Genomic DNA, 19,174 nt, shown 5'->3' with positions numbered 1-19,174 from the left:
GCCACTGCCAAAGACAAAATCAGCGCGCTTGCAGCAGCGGCGTGTGGTCTTCGATACGGAACATGGCCATGGCCTGCACCAGTTGGCGGGATTGCTCTTCCAGCGACTGGGTGGTATCGGTAGAGGCCTTGACCAGAGACGCGTTCTGCTGCGCGACTTTATCTATCTGGGTAAAGGCGATGTTCACCTGTTCAATACCGCGATGTTGCTCCTGAGACGCGTAAGAAATCTCTTTCATCAGCGTGGTGATACGGTTGATTTCGTCTGCGACGTTATCCATGGTTTCACCGGCTTTAGCGGCCAAATCGAGCCCTTCCGAAACATGGGACTGAGAGTCGAGGATCAGTGTGCGGATCTCTTTGGCGGCCTGGGCGCTGTGTTGTGCCAGATTACGCACTTCACCGGCGACCACCGCAAACCCTTTCCCTTGTTCACCCGCACGGGCCGCTTCCACTGCGGCGTTCAGCGCCAGAATGTTGGTCTGGAAGGCGATGCCGTCAATCACACCGAGAATATCGCTGATGCGTTTGGCGCTGGCGGCGATTTCGCGCATTTTTTCCACCACGTAGTTGACGGATTCATTACCGCGATCGGTGGTATCGGAAACCTGATTGGTCAACTGATGGGCCAGTTCGGCGTTATCGGCGTTGCGTTTAACGGTGGCGCTCAGCTCTTCCAGACTGGCGGCGGTTTGCTCCAGCGCGGCGACCGATTCTTCGGTACGTTCTGCCAGATGGCGGTTGCCGCTAAACAGTTCGCGGCTGCCCTGATCGATTTGATGGCTGGCGTCACGCACCTGGCCGACGGAATCCAGCAGCGCCATTTGCATACGCAAAATAGCGTCGTTCAGACGACCCAGTTCATTGTCACCACCGGTGGTAATGCGGTGGGTCAAATCGCCGGAGGCGACGTGTTCTAACTGCTCAATGGCGTGATCCAGCGGTTTGAGCAGCATGTGGCGTAACGCCAGCCAGCCCAGCAAGACCAGTAACAGGGATAACAGACAGGCGAAGCCTATCAGCATCAGCATCAGTCGTTCGTTGCTATTTGCCTGTTGGATATGTTGTTCGGAGAGTTGCTGGGAGTAACTGCGGAAATTCTGGATGGATTTATCAAATGCGTCGCTCAGGGGCGTCAGGTTATTTTCCAGCAGGGTGTAGTACTCGTCGGTGTACTGTTTCCTCAGGGACTCTAACATCGGTTTTAATCCCTGATTCAGGTAGTCCTGATAGGTTTTTAACACTTGCTGTGCCAGTTTCTGCTCCTGCTCGCTGGTGGTGCCGACGCTACTGAACTGGCGAATCTCTTTGTCGGACTGCTGGATATAACTATCCAGTTTATCCGTTTCTTTGGCGCCCACGTCCAGCAAACCAATTTCTATCTTGCGTACCGCCAGTGTCGCGGACGCTCTGGCCCGTAGCGTCAGGTTATAACCATTCATCAACGCGCCCAACTGCTCCCCCTGAATCTGGTTGAGCTGCGTCAGAGAGTCCCGGCTTTTATTGATGGCCTGAATCCCCATACCGCTGACCAGCAGTAATAACAGGGTGATGACAGCCAGCAAGGTTAACAGGCCGGTACGGATGGAGAGATTTTTCAAACGCATGGTCCATTTCCTAGTGTGTGCAGAATAAAAAACACTGGCAAAGCCTATCTCTGGCTTGCCATACGTTAACGTGCATGTAGGGCTATTTTTGTTCAGAACATAACAGATGAAACAGCGTGTTAGATAGCAAGATTCTCTTATGTTTTGTTAACAGAAATGCGTCAACTCGGCGAATTTTCCTTTAAGAAAGATCTCTGAGTACTAAATAAATTCGCCCGGCGCGGAGCACTGGTTTATCATCTGGTGATAAAAAATGAACATGATGTGTCTGGTGTCAGGATAACGAGCGCCATCCTGGTTCCGGTTCGCGTTTTTGGGGCGGTCAGGTGACTGTCCGGCAACGTACTCGATTGGAAAAGTACCCGAGGTTTCTGTGCAGTTAACAAGTTTTACGGATTATGGTTTGCGTGCGCTGATTTACATGGCGTCATTGCCGGAGGGCAAAATGACCAACATTTCAGAAGTGACTGAAGTGTATGGCGTTTCACGCAATCATATGGTGAAGATTATCAATCAACTGAGTCGCGCCGGGTTGGTTATGGCTGTACGCGGCAAGAACGGTGGCATTCGGCTGGGCCGCGATCCGTCCACTATCCGGATTGGCGATGTGGTACGGGAACTGGAGCCGCTCTCTCTGGTTAACTGCAGTAAGGCGTTTTGTCATATTACCCCCGCCTGCCGACTCAAACAGGTATTGCAACAGGCCGTACAGAATTTCCTGAAAGAACTGGATAACTATACGCTCGCCGATATGGTGGAACAGAACCCACACCTCTATAAATTACTTCTGGTTGAATAAGCCTGCTCAGCAGCCTGCTGATGACAACGGAGGAACCGCAATGTCACAAGATCCGTTTCTGGAACGTGAAGCAGAAAAATACGAATTCCCCATCCCCAGCCGCGAATACATTCTGGAGCACCTGGCCAAACGGGATACCCCTATCAGTCGTGATGAACTGGCAAGCGATCTGCAACTGACCAGCGATGAGCAACTGGAAGGGCTGCGCCGCCGGTTACGCGCGATGGAACGCGACGGGCAGCTGGTGTTTACCCGTCGTCAGTGTTATGCCCTGCCGGAAAAGCTGGATTTACTGCGTGGTAAGGTGCTCGGCCATCGCGATGGTTATGGTTTTCTGCGGGTGGAAGGACGTAAAGACGATCTTTACCTGTCCGCTGAACAGATGAAAACAGTGATCCACGGTGATGTGGTGTTGGCCCAGCCGTTGGGTGAAGACCGCCGGGGACGCCGTGAAGGGCGCATTGTGCGTGTGCTGGAGCCGCGTACCAGCCAGATCGTCGGGCGTTATTTCACTGAAGCCGGTACCGGTTTTGTGGTGCCGGACGACAGCCGTCTGAGCTTTGATATCCTGATTCCACCGGAATGTATCGCTGGAGCACGCATGGGCTCGGTGGTGGTGGTGGAACTGACCCAGCGCGGGACCCGTCGCACCAAGGCGATCGGTAAGATCGTGGAGATCCTCGGCGACAACATGGGGACCGGGCTGGCGGTAGACATTGCGCTGCGCACCCATGAGATCCCACACAGCTGGCCGCCCAAAGTGGAAGAGCAGGTGAAAGATCTGGCCGAAGAGGTGCCGGAAAGTGCCAAGAAAGGCCGGGTGGATTTGCGTTCCCTGCCGCTGGTGACCATTGACGGCGAAGACGCCCGTGATTTTGACGATGCGGTGTACTGTGAGAAAAAACGCGGCGGCGGCTGGCGGCTGTGGGTGGCGATAGCGGATGTCAGCTACTACGTGCGCCCCGGTACGGCGCTGGACCATGAGGCCCGCGCGCGCGGCACCTCGGTCTATTTCCCATCGCAAGTCGTGCCGATGCTGCCAGAAGTGCTGTCTAACGGGCTGTGTTCACTGAACCCGCAGGTGGATCGCCTGTGTATGGTGTGTGAGATGACGGTCTCCACACAGGGCAAATTGTCCGGATACAAGTTCTATGAAGCGGTGATGAGTTCACACGCCCGCCTCACCTACACCAAGGTGTGGAGCATTTTGCAGGGCGATGAGGCGTTGCGCGAACACTACCAGTCACTGGTGGCGCCACTGGAAGAACTGCACCGGATGTACAAGGTGCTGGAGCATGCGCGTGAGGTGCGCGGCGGTATCGCGTTTGAAACCGAAGAAGCCAAATTTATCTTTAACGCAGAGCGCCGTATCGAACGGGTGGAAGCCGTCGTGCGTAACGATGCGCACAAACTTATCGAAGAGTGCATGATTCTGGCTAACATCTCGGCGGCGAAGTTTGTCGAGAAGAGCGAAGAACCGGCATTGTTCCGCGTGCATGACCAGCCCAGTGAAGATCACGTGCTGGCGCTGCGTAGCGTGCTGGGCGAGTTGGGGCTGACGCTCAAAGGCGGCATGAAGCCGCAACCGAAAGATTATGCTGAGTTGATGGATTCCATCGCCGATCGGCCGGATCATGAGATGCTGCAAACCATGCTGTTGCGATCCATGAAGCAGGCTATCTATGACCCGGAAAACCGCGGCCACTTTGGTCTGGCGCTGACCTCGTATGCGCATTTCACGTCGCCGATCCGGCGTTATCCGGACTTGTCGTTGCACCGTGGTATCAAGTATCTGCTGAGCGACCGTAAAAACCGCTGGACGCAAAGCGGTGGCTGGCATGCCGATTTCAACGAAATGTTGCAACTGGGCGAACACTGCTCGATGACTGAGCGCCGTGCCGATGAAGCCACACGCGATGTGGCCGACTGGCTGAAGTGCGATTTCATGCAGGATCATGTGGGGGAAACCTTTACCGGGATTATTTCCAGTGTCACTGGTTTCGGCTTCTTCGTGCGGCTTAACGACCTGTTCATCGATGGTCTGGTGCATGTCTCCACGCTGGATAACGACTATTACCGCTACGACAATGTCGGCCAGCGGTTGATTGGCGAATCTCGCGGTCAGACTTACCGACTGGGCGATGAGGTGGAAATCCGCGTTGAAGCAGTACACATGGATGAGCGTAAAATTGATTTTGCGCTGATCTCGTCTACCCGTAAGGTGCGTGGCGAAGGTAAAACCTCGCGCGACCGGGCGAAGAGGGGGAACGATACCGGCACGAAGCCGCCGCGTCGTCGCCGTACTGGCCAGCGTGCCAACTTTGAGCCGGATAGCGCATTCCGCCCTGAGGGAGACGGTAAAAAACGCCAGCCTGCCAGCAAGGATAACGGTAAGGCGAAAACCGGCGGTAAAAAGAAGGCAGCAAAATCGCAAAAGAACGCTGAAAAAACGCGTAAGATTGCCGCTGCCACCCGCGCTAAACGTGCCAGCAAAAAGAATAAAACGGCAGAGTGACGAACCACGTCTGACCGTGACATCGGTATTCTGGGCAGCCGACCGGCTGCCCTGTTAACCCGTCTCAAGCGTATTATTGAAGAGTAGTAATGAGCGAAATTATTTACGGCATCCATGCGGTGAAAGCACTGCTGGAACAAGACCCTCAACGTTTTCTGGAAGTGTTCACCCTGAAAGGGCGTGAAGACCGTCGCCTGCAACCGCTGATAGCCGAGCTGGAAGCCAGCGGCATTGCGGTACAGGTCGCCAGTCGTCAGTGGCTGGATGACAAGGTGGAAGGCGCAGTTCATCAGGGGATTATCGCCCGGGTAAAAGAAGGGCGTCAGTATCAGGAAAATGACTTGCCGGGGCTGCTGGCATCACACGCGACGCCGTTCCTGTTGGTGTTGGATGGCGTGACAGACCCCCATAACCTGGGCGCTTGCCTGCGTAGCGCTGATGCCGCTGGCGTCCATGCGGTGATTGTGCCGCGAGATCGTTCTGCTCAACTGAATGCGACCGCGAAGAAAGTGGCCTGCGGCGCGGCGGAAACCGTTCCGTTGATCCGTGTAACCAATCTGGCACGCACGCTGCGTTTCCTGCAGGAGCAGAATATCTGGATCGTCGGTACGGCGGGCGAAGCGGATCACACCTTGTACCAAAGCAAACTGACCGGCCCGCTGGCGCTGGTGATGGGCGCAGAAGGAGAAGGCATGCGTCGCCTGACGCGCGAACACTGCGACGAGCTGATCAGTATCCCGATGGCAGGAAGCGTGTCATCGCTGAATGTTTCCGTGGCGACCGGTATTTGTCTGTTTGAAGCGGTACGCCAGCGCGCCCTGTAGGTAGAGCGGTCGATAGGCTGCCTGAACACAGGGTTCAGGCAGTGAAGATGTATCAGGCGTGTTGTACGGATAACCGTGGCGCGATTAGCGCTTGTCCGCTGGAAAGGCGGAACGCGGAGACGGCGCTGGAGAGCAGCTCAGCCTGCTGTTCTAGCGAGGTCGCGGCCGCAGACGATTGTTCAACCAGAACGGCGTTTTGCTGCGTGGTTTGCTCCATTTCGACAATCGCATTACCTACCTGTGATATACCACGGTGTTGTTCATCAGACGCGACAGCGATCTCACCCATGATGTCATGAACCTGCGTGACCGCCTGAACAATGTCCTCCATCGTTTTACCGGCATTTTCTACCAGCGACGCACCATCATTAATTTGTGATACGGATGTGGCGATCAGGTTTTCAATTTCATGGGCGGCTTGTGCACTGCGTTGTGCCAGATTACGCACCTCTCCGGCGACCACGGCAAATCCGCGTCCCTGTTCCCCGGCGCGGGCGGCTTCTACTGCGGCGTTGAGTGCCAGAATATTGGTCTGAAACGCAATGCTGTTGATGACGGACGTAATTTCGGCGATGCGACGCGACCCTTGGGCAATGTTGCCCATTGTTTGTACCGCACTACTGACTTGTTCACCGCCCTGACGCGCAGTAGACGATGCATTTATCACCAGAGTATTAGCATGGTGCGCATTATCTGTATTCTGCTTCACGGTGGAGGTGAGCTGCTCCATACTGGCGGCGGTTTGCTCGATAGCCGCGGCCTGCTGCTCGGTGCGGGATGATAAATTCACATTGCCCGATACTATCTCTCCTGCAGCATGGGAAATCTGATCGGCACTGAGGCGGATTTTGTCGATCATGCCATGTAGGTTGTCGTTCATCTTCGCCATGGCGCAAATCAACTGTCCCAACTCGTCACGGCGTTCGCTGCTGAGTTGTACCGTCAGGTCACCTTCAGAAATGGCGCGTGTTGCCCGTAAGGCTTCATGTAATGGCCGGACTATCTGACGCGAAATGACGATAGCCGCCGTCAGGCCCAGTATCACCGCTACGATGGTAATCATTGCCAGTTGAACATCGCTGTTGGTGACATTCCTGGCAGCGCGACTTTCTTCAGTGAAATAGAGTTGGTTGATGCTTTCCTGCAATGTTGCCATTTGGGCATTAAGATCGCTTAACACTTGCTGGCTGACGTCAGATTTCATCACCTGTTTACGCTGGTTGGTATAGGCGTCCAGCATGGTGCTGACTTGCCGAATACCATGTTCGTCCTCTTCCGGCCAGGCATTCGCTTTAATTTCCTGCAGGAGCGTTGTCAGTTCCTGGCTGATGGTACTGATGGCTGAGTCATGTTGTTCCAGGTATTGCGTTTTACGCTCCAGCGCATAATTAAAGTTGGCTTCCCTGGCAACGACGGTTTTGTCATACATCGACCCCAGGCGGCTAAGGCGTTTCAGGGATTGATCGCTGTTGTGTAAACCATAAAAACCGACTAATGACAGAGTAATACCAATGAGTAGCAATAACCCAAATCCCAGCAACAGCTTACGCGTGACTGGCAGATGTTTTAATGACAGGTGATGTAGCATAAATCTACTTCCTTCCTTTATTTGTTGTTGTCCTGAACTGTTGTCTTATTCGTGTGACTATCCGGTGTTGCGAAGACATGACTCATACGTCGGCACAGGTCTGGCTGTCGAAGAGACCCAGAATGAAGCCAGGTATGTTAATCAAACGCCTGAATTTTATCGGCTTTGATGGAGGGAATTTTATATCGACGGTGGAAAAAACGGGCAGTTTCAGGCGGCTCAGACGTTGGGGATGTTATGGCGATCACAGGATGGGCCGACAGCAGGGCGAGGCCCACAGTCGGCATTCATTAAAGGGGGATTATTTCTTCAGAGTAGCGATTTTCTGTTCTACCGCCGCGCACCACAATACCGAACTGCGTGACGGCCAGGAGGAGGCGGGTAACCGGCTTTCCACCGCCTGCTGCCAAACCTGTGAGCCGACATCGACATCACCCAGCACGGCGCGCGTATTGACTATCGACTCTATCCACTCATTCCATTCTGTGCTACGGCACGGATATTGTGAAGCCAGCGCAGTGCCACTCAGGCCGCTTGTCAGCAGTAACAGGGCGATGGCGGCAATCTTTGTTTTCATCCTTCATCCTCTTAACGTTCTTTAGGCTCTTATTGTGCCTGAATGGCTATGGGCGAGCGGCAGGCAAGGGACGATAGAAGACCGCATAGCCGTGCCAGTTGTCCTGTCGCACATGCTCATCTTGCGTCAGGCTGACCACACGGTAGTAAGGCATGCCGCGTGCGTTGGCCTCACGGGCGATTTCTTCTACCGCATTATCGAGAGTGCCGCGAACATTCACCGAGACAGAGCCGGTTTTTTCCAACAGGTAGCTTTGCTCTCTGGACACTTCTACCGCCTGCTGTGCCGGTGGTGGCGGTGGAACCGGCTTACCGGCCAGCATCGCACAGCTACTGAGCAGCATCGACAGCGCCGCGCCCAACCACACTCTGTGTAGCGGCGTCAGTCTGAATAACCATGACGGGCAAGTCATAACGCGGTGCTCCATTCAGTTCGATACGCGATAAATTCATCCGGCACACGTCAATAACGCGGTGAATCAGCGTGTTGTAACGGGTGAGAATTGTTGTACCGGGCGAGAATAGTGTAACGCCTTGAAGCAGACAGGGATACCGTTGAGGTGTATTGACGTGTAAACGGGGTAGGGGTGAAGTGACCTTCGCCGGTAAACGGCGAAGGTCATGACAGCATCAGTGATGAATGCGAAATACGCTGACCGCATCGCTCAAGTGGTGGCCTTTCTCGCGTAGTCCTTGAGCTGTGCTTTCCGAGTTTTGAACCAGCGAGGCATTCTGGTGGATAGCCTGCCCGATCTGATTGATAGCCACATTGACCTGCTCGATGCCCAGAGCCTGTTCATGTGAGGCGATATCAATATCGTTGATGATGGTGCTGACCTGCTGAATACGTTGCAGTAGGTCATCCATCGCTGCACGGGTTTTTTCCGAGAATCGATAACCGGTTTCGACCTGATGCAGTGATTCCGCAATCAGTGCTTCGATTTCTTTGACCGCAGAAGAGCTACGCTGGGCCAGCGAGCGGACTTCGGCGGCGACCACCGCAAAGCCTTTACCGTGTTCGCCTGCGCGTGATGCTTCGACAGCGGCGTTGAGCGCCAGAATGTTAGTCTGAAAGGCGATCGACTGGATGGTGGTGGTGATGTCAGCAATTTTCTGCGATGAGCGTTTGATTTCGCTCATCGTTTCCACCGAGTCGGTGACCGTTTTACTGCCATTTTGGGCGGCGCTGGCGCTCTGTGCCGCCAGGCCTTTGACGGTAGAAACGTTGTCGGCATTCTGTTTTACCGTCGATGCCAGTTGTTCCATGGTGGCGGAGGTTTCTTCCACACTGCTGGCCTGACGGGAAATTTGCTCGCTGATGTTTCCGCTGTCTTCGGCCAGCACATCCGTACCGACGACGATCTCTTCAGCTGAGTCGCGTACCTGCGATACCAGCCGGGTCAGGCCGTGCCCCATACCGTTGATGGCATCGACCAGCCGACCCACTTCATCCTGGCTCTGGGTGGTGAGCGTGGCCTGCAGATTCCCGGCTGCGAACTGCTCCGCGACTTTGACCACCTCGTCCAGCGGCCGACTTAACCAGCGACGGGTGAGGTAGACGAAGAACACGGCAAACAGTACTACCAGCGCAATACCACCGCCCAGGAACACATTGCGGATGGCATTGATTTCCGCCAACAGACTGGCCTTGCTAATGGTGCCGACGACAACCCATTTCCATTGCGGCACGCTGTGGTACACCATCACCTGGGTGCGGTCATCGCCGCTCAGGCTACTGTCTTCGTATTCCAGCCTGCCGCTGTCATTCTTCAGCACCTGTTGTAGTGTGTCGCCAGACCAGCCCGGCTTTTGCCCGCTGAGCGTTGGATGAACCAGATAGTTGCCCGCTGTCGCACCCGCGGTGCTGAGCGCAATAAAATGACCGCTATCGCCGATGCGTTTGTCCAGGATGCGTTTTTGCATCAGGGCAAACTCTTTGCTGATATCAATCCCCACGAACAGAATGGCGATAACGTTACCGCTGGCGTCGGTGACCGGTTTGTACTGGGTGATATATTGCTTGCCGAAGAGTACCGCCAGTCCACTGAACGATTTGTTGCTGGAAACCGGCGCGAACGCCGGGCTGGCGCGGTCCAGTTTAGTGCCGATGGCCCGTGAGCCATCTTCCTTCTTTAACGATGTGGTGATACGCACGAAGTCGTCGCCATCGCGTACGAAAATGGTGGAAATCGCACCAGTACGACTGAGAAAGTCGTCAGTAACGGCGGTGTTCATGTTAAGAACGGTATCGCCGGATTTCAGTGTCGGGGCAGTCGTACTGCTGACAGGCAGGCGGGCCTGATTATCAACGGTAAAACGAGAAGGTAGAAAGCTGGCAAACAGATTGGTATAGCTGTCGACACCTGACTGCAGGCTGGCGTCGTACATGGCTATCATATCGGTAATACCCGTAACCTGACTTTCCATGTCATGCATTGTCAATGATTCCAGTTTCTCACCGGCTGAGCGTGTCAGACTGAGGCTGAATGTAATAAACAGCACAGCCACACTCAGGGAGGCAATGACTGAAAGTTTGACACCGAGGCTCCAGCGTCTAAAAGCAAGCTGCATGATAATTCTCTTTAGTATGGTATGAGACGTGATTGGCGATTGATTACTGCCGTTAACGGCAAAAAAGTGCGAAATTTTACACTAATCGGTACTTTTGTAACTAATTTGATCAAGATCATTGCGATCTGTCTTTATGTGTATCGAGTGTTGCCAGCGGTTAAATGGTATACGAAATAATTGTAGGCGTTCCTGACGGTTTTACCTGTTAATCAATGAAGAAAAGGAGACGATAATGGTAGAAATGGGAAACGAGGATGTTTCAGGCATCGAGGTGCTGCATGCCTTTCCTTCTGGCGGCAGGACGCGGCCTTTACCCACCATTTTCTTCTTTCATGGCTACACCTCCTCCAAAGAAGTCTACTCGTATTTTGCCTACGCGCTGGCGAAGGCTGGCTTTCGGGTTATTGCGCCGGATGCACTGATGCATGGCGCACGCTTTGACGGTGATGAGGCGCGGCGCTGGCGCTGTTTTTGGGACATATTACTGACGAATGTGCAGGAGTTGCCCCGCTATCTGGCCTGGTGTCGTGAGCATGGTCTCATTGACGGCGACAGAGTCGGGATTTGTGGGGCGTCGATGGGCGGCATGACGGCGCTGGCGGCGATGACGCAATACCCCTGGCTGAAATCGGCGGCCTGCTTTATGGGCGCTGGCTATTTTTCGTCGTTATCGCAGACGCTGTTTCCACCGGTGACGCCGGATGAGCCGGGAGCGCAGGCGCAGTTACAGGCGCTGGCGGAACGTGTGGCGCCTTATGACGTGGGCCATCAGTTAGATAAGGTATCCGACCGGCCGCTCTTGCTCTGGCATGGTTTGGCTGATGAGCTGGTTCCGGCATCGCAGAGCGAACGGTTGTATCGGGAACTGACCGCTTGTAACGCCAGTCAGCGTGTGACCTACCTGACGGAGGTCGGCATCGGCCACAAGATTACCCCGACCGCCTTGCAGGCCGGGGCGGATTTCTTCGTGCGTTCGCTCTGATTTCCTCTTTTGGCTGCGTTGTTTTTCCGTTTGTGGGGATGACTGGCAATATCGCTTGTTTTCCCATGAGGGCGTCATTATAATTACGCGTCATTTTTTTCAGCCGTACACACAACACGTTCCTTGCTTCCATGGGCCGCGGCTGACCCTGACAGGAGGCTGAATAATCCGTAAGGAGCAATTCGATGCGTCATTACGAAATCGTTTTTATGGTTCATCCTGACCAGAGCGAACAGGTTCCGGGCATGATCGAGCGTTACACCGGTGCTATCACAGCAGCGGAAGGCAAGATCCACCGTCTGGAAGACTGGGGCCGTCGTCAGCTGGCTTACCCGATCAACAAACTGCACAAAGCTCACTACGTTCTGATGAACGTTGAAGCGCCGCAGGAAGTGATCGATGAGCTGGAAACTAACTTCCGCTTCAACGACGCCGTTATCCGCAGCATGGTTATGCGCGTTAAGCACGCGGTAACTGAAGCATCTCCGATGGTGAAAGCGAAAGACGAACGCCGTGAGCGTCGTGACGAATACGCTGAAGCTGATGATGATGCTGAAGTTGGGGATTCTGAAGAGTAATTGTTGTGGTGACGGCCAATCGGCTGGTGTTGTCGGGCACGGTGTGCAAGACCCCCATTCGAAAAGTCAGTCCGTCAGGTATTCCTCACTGCCAGTTTGTGCTTGAGCACCGCTCAGTGCAGGAAGAAGCCGGACTCAGCCGACAAGCATGGTGCCGTATGCCCGTGATTGTCAGTGGACATCCGTCACAGGCATTTACCCACAGTATAACGGTCGGTATGCAACTCAGAGTTCAGGGGTTCATTAGTTGCCACCAAGGGCGCAATGGCCTCAGTAAGTTGGTGCTGCATGCCGAGCAGATTGAATTGATTGATTCTGGAGACTAGCCAAATGGCACGTTATTTCCGTCGTCGCAAGTTCTGCCGTTTCACCGCGGAAGGCGTTCAAGAGATTGACTATAAAGACATCGCAACGCTGAAAAACTACATCACTGAAAGTGGTAAAATTGTACCGAGCCGTATCACCGGCACCCGTGCAAAATACCAGCGTCAACTGGCCCGCGCTATCAAGCGTGCGCGCTACCTGTCTTTGTTGCCGTACACTGATCGTCATCAGTAATCGGCCACTGTCCATTAACGAGACTTTGAGAGGATAAGGTAATGCAAGTTATTCTGCTTGATAAAGTAGCAAACCTGGGCAGCCTGGGTGATCAGGTTAACGTTAAAGCGGGCTACGCTCGTAACTTCCTGGTTCCGCAGGGCAAAGCTGTGCCGGCAACCAAGAAAAACGTTGAGTTCTTCGAAGCCCGTCGCGCTGAACTGGAAGCTAAACTGGCTGACGTTCTGGCTGCTGCTGAAGCCCGCGCTGAGAAAGTCAACGCACTGGCTTCCGTAACCATCGCTTCTAAAGCGGGTGACGAAGGCAAACTGTTCGGTTCTATCGGTACTCGTGACATCGCTGATGCGGTGACCGCTGCCGGTGTTGAAGTAGCGAAAAGTGAAGTTCGTCTGCCGAACGGCGTTCTGCGTACACTGGGCGATCACGAAGTGAGCTTCCAGCTGCACGGCGACGTATTCGCTAAACTGAACGTTGTCGTTGTAGCTGAGTAATTTTTACTCCGCTTCATCGCAACACGTAAAACGCTGGCCTTGTGCCAGCGTTTTGCATTTCAGGCGATCCATTTTATCGCGTGAACCTATCGCTTTGGAGCCTGTAGCAGACGCTTCTCCAGCAGCCAGTCATCAATGACCACTACCCGTACTGTGGGTATTCAGTGATTTTTTATTCACTTGATAATTAATGAATTATTCCCTCTTCTTCTTCAACTGTTCTCTATTAATAAACTGTCTGTGATGCAATTCGCATATATGCCTTCTTTCCAAGATCCTGCGATCGAATAAGTATCAGGTATAGAGAGTCGTCACACTCCCTGCCGAAATTTTCATCGTTTTCTTGACACCCATAATCCCTTCATTAGAAAAATATGCAAACGTTCCTGCAAACGTTTTACATAATTTATTAAAAGTACCCTACATCAAGAAAAGAGGACGCTATGAAAAAAATCACAATAACGGCGGGGCAGCGCTACCGCAGTCTGTCTACGGGAAAGGGCTGTGATGCTGATGGAATGCATCATGTATTACGCGCTAACGCACTGTGCGGCAGATCTCGGGGGATAATGCGTTGCGTGAGCAGGCATACGTTGCTGCAACGAGGAGTGCAACCGGTAACACAGGCGGTTATCGGGCGGTGAAATCGCCTGTGTGACTGTTACCGCGTGCTGAACATACCGGTAGGGGATACGGAGAAAAGCCCCTGACTGGTCAGGAATAGCACATCCTCACTAGCCTTTCTGGAGAAAAACGTATGTCTACGCATGACATGAGTGTCGGCACCATGAGTGGTGTCATCAGCACTGTCGCGACTGGAGGCACAACACAGGCTGAATTGGTGGCCCGCCTTGAGCGGATGCCAATCACCCGCCAGTTAATGACGATTCGTGTGGTCGTGGGTCTTTCCACATTCTTTGATGCTTATACCGTACTGGCAATCGCGTTTGCCATGCCGCAACTGGCGGCGGAATGGGGGTTAAATGCGACGGATATCGGCATGATTATTGCTGCCAGCTATGTCGGGCAATTGGTCGGAGCGGTATTTTTTGGCTCTCTGGCAGAAAAGATTGGCCGTCTTGGCGTATTAAAAATCACGATTATCCTGTTTGTTATTATGGATGCATCCTGTCTGTTTGCCTGGAGCGGTACATCCATGATGGTATTTCGTTTCCTGCAAGGTGTAGGTATTGGGGCTGAAGTTCCAGTCGCCAGTTCTTATATCAATGAATTCGTTGGAGCGAAAAAACGTGGGCGTTTCTTTTTGTTATATGAAGTGATTTTCCCGATAGGCATGATGTTTGCCGGGATAGCCGGGTATTTTCTGGTGCCGATTTATGGCTGGAAGGCGATGTTTATTGTGGGGTTGATTCCTTCCATCATTACGGTGCCTTTACGCTGGTTTATGCCCGAGTCACCACGCTGGCTGGCCTCAAAAGGGCGTTTGTCTGAAGCTGATGCGGTGGTGAAAAGACTGGAGGACGAAGTGATTCGCCACGGTGGCACGCTAGCAGAACCGGTCATTCGCCAGACTGCGGATAAAACCGTTGCCTCGCAAGGGTGGCGTGAGCTGTTTTCGGGTATTTACCGCAAGCGGACATTTACCATTTGGGCGCTGTGGGTATGCGGCTATACCATCAACAATGGTTTGGTGACCTGGTTGCCAACACTATATAAAAAGGTCTTTGGCTTGCCTATCGAAACGGCGCTGGCCTATGGCTGGATAACATCGGCATTTGGTGTTGTAGCCTCGATTATCTGTGCGCTGTTTATTGATAAAGTTGGGCGCAGGCGCTGGTATGCGGCTGCTTTTTTATTGGCAATTATTCCTTTGACTGCATTGACCGTATTAGGGGCGACCAGTCCAATACAGATTCTGGTCTGTGCCACGGTGGGGTACGGCATATTGCAAACCATCACGTTTTCTCTCTACCTCTATTCATCCGAGCTTTATCCAACCAGGCTACGCGCTATCGGCACCGGATTGGGCAGTGCCTGGCTGCGTGCGGGTTCCGCCGTTGGCCCTATTCTGGTTGGTGTTATTGTCAGTGATTTTGGCATTCGCTATGTGTTTGTTGCGTTCGCCTTAATCGCCCTGATTGGGGGTGTGGTAACGCTGCGATATGCTATTGAAACAAAAGGTAAGGTACTGGAGGAGCTATCACCATAGCGGTGACTGCGTATGGCTGGCTTGCCCTGCGAGTGTGGGGCAAGCATTAAATAATCACAGGCAGTGGTTTTCAGACGCTCGCCTCATCCGCTGAGAAATAATATGAAGAATAATTATTTATATATATTCAAAATAATTTGTGTGGCGTGTTGAAGCATGCCACATACTGGCTGGTTAAATCAGGGGGGATGAAATGGCTGAATCATGTAACTCATCCACGTATGACGTGAGGATATGTCAGGGGAATAGAAGAAATCCCCGATTTTATGCATCACGTTGTCGGTTTTTATTTCAGATAAGATGAAACAAGTTTTATTTAATGATGTGTATGGATTATTTGTTTTTAAGCTATTAATCTCGATATTGTCAGTAATACTGTTTTATCAGGAGGTCATGTCGGTGTGAAGTTCTGCCGTAACAGATTAACTTATAATTATAAGTGGATCTTGTTTGTGGTGCACATCACATTTTAACGTTTCCTGGCGTTAAGATTATCAATTTGTCGTGTGTCAGACAAAATAATGACATCATCGTTAATATCTCGCAATCCGTACCGATACTGTAACAATGTGGTGTGGTTTTTCTTTCCGTCAAGGGTGGGGATCAATATGGGGTTGGCTAATAACATAATGAATAAAATGAAAGTCTCACACAAGCTATACGGCGGTTTCTCGATAGTGCTTATTTTAGTGATCATCGCCTCAGGGTTTGCGGCGACGCGATTTTTCACTATTCGAGACCTTTATATCAAGACATCGATCATGAATGATATGAATCATTACCTTGATCAATCTAAGATAGCGCGAATTAAATATTTCTTTTCTTTTGATGAGTCTAATCTCAACAACCTGGTAAATTATAATAACCAGATTGTTGAGAGTATTAATAAAACCAAATCGCTGTCATGGGGAGATGAATATTCTGGTTATCTGAACAGTCTGGATCAAGATATGAAACAGTACTGGCAGGATCTGGATACCGAGAAAGCAGCATTAAATAAAGTGAAAGAGACCAACAATGCGATTGATGCGCTCGGTAGCGGGAATCAGCTCGCTCAGGCCCTGGGTAGCATAACGCTGAAGCCTGATGAAACCGCGTTGCTGGCAAAGCGTGATGCGATGTTGTTGGCCATCGTTAAACTGACTACCAGTACGCAGATACTGCAGCGGACAGGCAGTGCGGAGGCATCGAAAGCGCAACTGCGTTATTACGATGAGGCGACAAAAGCGTATACCGATCTTGCCAGCGCGCTGGATAGTGAACGAAAAGCCCGGCTGACGGATATCGCTGCTTATATCGACAATTATGGCCGTGCGGGCAAACAGTATTTTGATAACCTGACCAGCCTGAAGACTGTTGATGCGAAATTCCGTGCGACAGGGGATAAGCTCACTGCGGATATTGCCAGTATCGTCGGGAGTATTGACGCCAAAAATAGCGCCATCATCAACAGCTCAGTCTTGCAGATGACAACCCTCGGAGGGATAGCGGTACTGTTTGGCTTGCTGATTTCCTGGGCGATAACCCGCCAGATAACCCAACCTATTATGTCGAACCTGAAACTGGCGGAAGCGATCGCGGATGGCGATTTATCCATGTCGGTGAAAATTGAGCGCAATGACGAATTGGGGATGCTGACGCACGCCATGATGGATATGACAGTGCGGCTGCGCAAGCTGGTGGCGGATATTCTTCACAGCGTTAATCGCGTCGCTGGGGCATCGAATGCAATCAGTGCCGGTAATAACGACCTGTCGGCAAGGACGGAGCAGCAGTCCAGCATGATTGTGGAAACGGCCGCCAGTATGGAGCAGTTGACCTCAACGGTGAAAAATAATGCCGATAACGCCCGCCATGCCAGTCAGATTACCGGTAAGGCGTCAGATATTGCTAATCAGGGGGGCGATATTATCCGGCGAGTGGTCAGCACCATGTCCGAGATTTCCGGTAGTTCTAAAAAGATTTCCGATATCACTTCGGTCATTAACAGTATCGCGTTTCAGACCAATATTCTGGCGTTGAACGCCGCGGTGGAAGCTGCCCGAGCTGGGGAGCAAGGCCGAGGGTTTGCGGTCGTCGCCAGCGAAGTGCGTAGTCTGGCACAGCGTAGTTCTCAGGCCGCCAAAGAGATCGAAGCGCTGATTTCCGAGTCGGTTTCCCGTGTGGATGTCGGGGCGAATCTGGTGACGAAAGCCGGTACGACGATGGATGAAATCGTGGGGTCGGTCAACTCGGTCAACAACCTGATGGGTGAAATTGCGGTGGCCTCTGATGAGCAGAGCCGTGGTATTTCGCAGATCGGCAGTGCGGTGACAGAAATGGATTCGACCATCCAGCAAAACGCCTCGATGGTCAGCGAATCTTCTTCGGCGGCGCATGCGCTGGAAGAGCAGGTGGCACGTCTGGCTGAATTGGTTGCGGTCTTCCGTTTGCCTGAAGGTGCCGTTGCGTCTGAGGAGAAAGGCTACGGTCGCCCGTCAGCGCTGGTATCACCACACCGGCTGTTATCCTAAATTCGGTGAGCGCAGGCCGCTCTGATAAACAGAGCGGCCATGGCGCATTACTCAGCGTTTGAATGGCGCGCTGGAGCTGCGTGGAATCAGGCTTGGGATAACCCGACTGATGGTGTTAGCGCCTTGTGGAGGAGAAAGCAAAAGGTCGACGGCCAGTGAGGCGACATGATCCAGCGGCACGTGGACTGATGAGAGCGGCACCGGCAGGCGCGCGACCAGCGGAATATCGTTATACCCTACCAGCGACAGGTCCTGACCAATTGTCAGGCCGACACGGTGCGCTGCCGCCATCACGCCTATCGCCAGATCATCATTGATCGCAAAAATGGCACTGGGACGGTTTGCCGGTGTGAGCAGTGCTAACCCTTGTTGTTCCCCGGACTCAATCCCAAAACCAGACTCGCGGATCCATTCGGGTCGTATTGGCAACCCCGCCTCCTGCATCGCCCGCTGAAACCCCAGACGGCGATCACGCGCTCCCGAGGTGAAATTAGGGCCTGCAATCAGGCCGATATCCCGATGACCTAAATCGATGAGATGACGAGTGGCCAGATAACCCCCCTGCTCATCGTTGCCTGTAGCAGAAGGGCTAATGCCATCGGTACGCAACACCAGAGTATGGGGGATCTGCTGCTGGCGTAATTCCGCAGGCAGTTGGTCATCCAGTCGGCTGGTAGCCAGAATCAAACCGTCAACTCGGCGGTCAAGCAACGATTCTGCCGCCTGCTTTTCCTGCACCGGGTCATCACCACACGTGGCGACAATAGTGAAGTAACCGTGCCGTTCTGCGGCGCGGAAAATGGCTTCGTATAAAAGCGCCATGACCATGTCGCTTAAACGCGGCACCAGCACGCCGATAGTGCCGGTGCCACCACGACGCAGGCTGGATGCCATAATATCGCGGCGGTACCCCAGCTCCTGTGCGACCTCTCTGACCCGTTGGGCGGCTTTACTGCGTGATGGGGGCAGACGTTCGTCCAGTACGCGCGACACAGTAGAAACGCTGACGCCAGCCGCGGTTGCCACGTCCTGCAGTGTTACCGGTTTATTGCTCAGCTTCCGGTTGGCGCCAGGTGGCGAAAATGCGTTTGAGTCCATGTCATCCTTCGTCGTAATCAGTAGGGGAGCCTCCCCGATAAAACTCCGGTATTTGAGGCTATCCACGCTGTCCGGATGCCTTCAGCCGTCTGGAGTGTGTCTGTTTTATTGCTTGTTTTGCACGCTGTTATTATGTAGTGGCACCGGTGAATTAGCTATATTTTTGGTAATACACCGCAGATAGCGCTATGACGTGAATCAAGGCGTAGTGCCGACAGGGTATGGCGGTCGGTACGCGAGTAAATGTGGTGGAGGGAAGCGCAAGGCCACGCAAACAGGGCGCGTCAGATCAGAATGGCAGGGTG

General features: G+C 53.0%; 16 protein-coding genes. 10 read left to right on the top strand and 6 right to left on the bottom strand.

What is annotated here, in order from left to right; translation table 11 throughout:
- Window positions 1-19 precede the first annotated feature (19 nt).
- Window positions 20-1,606: a methyl-accepting chemotaxis protein gene (locus DZE2538_RS15920; RefSeq protein ID WP_019843503.1), complete on the bottom strand. Its 1,587-nt coding sequence runs from the start codon at window positions 1,604-1,606 to the stop codon at window positions 20-22.
- A 373-nt stretch (window positions 1,607-1,979) separates the two neighbouring features.
- On the opposite strand from DZE2538_RS15920, the gene nsrR reads away from it, so the two are divergent.
- The 3 genes from nsrR to rlmB all read left to right on the top strand — a co-directional run bounded on the left by nsrR (window position 1,980) and on the right by rlmB (window position 5,744).
- Complete coding sequence (gene nsrR, locus DZE2538_RS15915; protein ID WP_019843504.1) at window positions 1,980-2,405, top strand: nitric oxide-sensing transcriptional repressor NsrR; 426 nt, start codon at window positions 1,980-1,982, stop codon at window positions 2,403-2,405.
- 40 nt (window positions 2,406-2,445) lie between these two features.
- On the top strand, window positions 2,446-4,920 hold the full coding sequence (gene rnr / locus DZE2538_RS15910; RefSeq protein WP_038916768.1) for a ribonuclease R: 2,475 nt from the start codon (window positions 2,446-2,448) through the stop codon (window positions 4,918-4,920).
- 89 nt (window positions 4,921-5,009) lie between these two features.
- Entirely contained in the window at window positions 5,010-5,744 is a 735-nt protein-coding gene (rlmB, locus tag DZE2538_RS15905; RefSeq protein ID WP_019843506.1) for a 23S rRNA (guanosine(2251)-2'-O)-methyltransferase RlmB, read from the top strand.
- Window positions 5,745-5,796: 52 nt separating this feature from the next.
- Here rlmB and DZE2538_RS15900 read toward each other — a convergent pair whose 3' ends face one another.
- The 4 genes from DZE2538_RS15900 to DZE2538_RS15885 all read right to left on the bottom strand — a co-directional run bounded on the left by DZE2538_RS15900 (window position 5,797) and on the right by DZE2538_RS15885 (window position 10,479).
- Window positions 5,797-7,332, bottom strand: coding sequence for a methyl-accepting chemotaxis protein (locus DZE2538_RS15900; RefSeq protein ID WP_038916767.1), 1,536 nt, complete (start codon window positions 7,330-7,332; stop codon window positions 5,797-5,799).
- A 301-nt stretch (window positions 7,333-7,633) separates the two neighbouring features.
- Window positions 7,634-7,909 (bottom strand): hypothetical protein, encoded by a 276-nt coding sequence (locus DZE2538_RS15895; RefSeq protein WP_023640659.1) that lies wholly within the window; start codon window positions 7,907-7,909, stop codon window positions 7,634-7,636.
- A gap of 46 nt (window positions 7,910-7,955) precedes the next feature.
- Window positions 7,956-8,321: a biofilm peroxide resistance protein BsmA gene (gene bsmA, locus DZE2538_RS15890; RefSeq protein ID WP_050568707.1), complete on the bottom strand. Its 366-nt coding sequence runs from the start codon at window positions 8,319-8,321 to the stop codon at window positions 7,956-7,958.
- A gap of 217 nt (window positions 8,322-8,538) precedes the next feature.
- Window positions 8,539-10,479 carry a methyl-accepting chemotaxis protein gene (locus DZE2538_RS15885; protein WP_019843511.1) on the bottom strand — a complete coding sequence of 647 codons (1,941 nt, stop codon included), beginning with the start codon at window positions 10,477-10,479 and terminating at the stop codon, window positions 8,539-8,541.
- Window positions 10,480-10,711: 232 nt separating this feature from the next.
- On the opposite strand from DZE2538_RS15885, the gene yjfP reads away from it, so the two are divergent.
- The 7 genes from yjfP (at window position 10,712) to DZE2538_RS15850 (ending at window position 17,771) form a co-directional block, all read left to right on the top strand.
- Window positions 10,712-11,461 carry an esterase gene (gene yjfP, locus DZE2538_RS15880; RefSeq protein WP_038916766.1) on the top strand — a complete coding sequence of 250 codons (750 nt, stop codon included), beginning with the start codon at window positions 10,712-10,714 and terminating at the stop codon, window positions 11,459-11,461.
- 185 nt (window positions 11,462-11,646) lie between these two features.
- Window positions 11,647-12,039, top strand: coding sequence for a 30S ribosomal protein S6 (gene rpsF, locus DZE2538_RS15875; protein WP_016940468.1), 393 nt, complete (start codon window positions 11,647-11,649; stop codon window positions 12,037-12,039).
- A 5-nt stretch (window positions 12,040-12,044) separates the two neighbouring features.
- A complete protein-coding gene (priB, locus tag DZE2538_RS15870) occupies window positions 12,045-12,365 on the top strand; it encodes a primosomal replication protein N (RefSeq protein WP_012886013.1) in 321 nt (106 codons plus the stop codon).
- A gap of 4 nt (window positions 12,366-12,369) precedes the next feature.
- Complete coding sequence (gene rpsR, locus DZE2538_RS15865; protein ID WP_000135199.1) at window positions 12,370-12,597, top strand: 30S ribosomal protein S18; 228 nt, start codon at window positions 12,370-12,372, stop codon at window positions 12,595-12,597.
- A 41-nt stretch (window positions 12,598-12,638) separates the two neighbouring features.
- A complete protein-coding gene (rplI, locus tag DZE2538_RS15860) occupies window positions 12,639-13,088 on the top strand; it encodes a 50S ribosomal protein L9 (RefSeq protein WP_012886012.1) in 450 nt (149 codons plus the stop codon).
- 757 nt (window positions 13,089-13,845) lie between these two features.
- Entirely contained in the window at window positions 13,846-15,258 is a 1,413-nt protein-coding gene (locus tag DZE2538_RS15855) for an MFS transporter (RefSeq protein WP_019843513.1), read from the top strand.
- A 608-nt stretch (window positions 15,259-15,866) separates the two neighbouring features.
- Window positions 15,867-17,771 (top strand): methyl-accepting chemotaxis protein, encoded by a 1,905-nt coding sequence (locus tag DZE2538_RS15850; RefSeq protein ID WP_038916765.1) that lies wholly within the window; start codon window positions 15,867-15,869, stop codon window positions 17,769-17,771.
- Between the two features lie 51 nt (window positions 17,772-17,822).
- Here DZE2538_RS15850 and DZE2538_RS15845 read toward each other — a convergent pair whose 3' ends face one another.
- Window positions 17,823-18,869, bottom strand: a complete 1,047-nt coding sequence (locus tag DZE2538_RS15845; RefSeq protein WP_019843515.1) for a LacI family DNA-binding transcriptional regulator — start codon at window positions 18,867-18,869, stop codon at window positions 17,823-17,825.
- Between the last annotated feature and the right edge of the window lie 305 nt (window positions 18,870-19,174).

The organism is Dickeya zeae NCPPB 2538, from assembly GCF_000406165.1.
GTDB lineage: Bacteria > Pseudomonadota > Gammaproteobacteria > Enterobacterales > Enterobacteriaceae > Dickeya > Dickeya zeae.
This window is presented reverse-complemented; position numbering and strand designations above follow the sequence as displayed.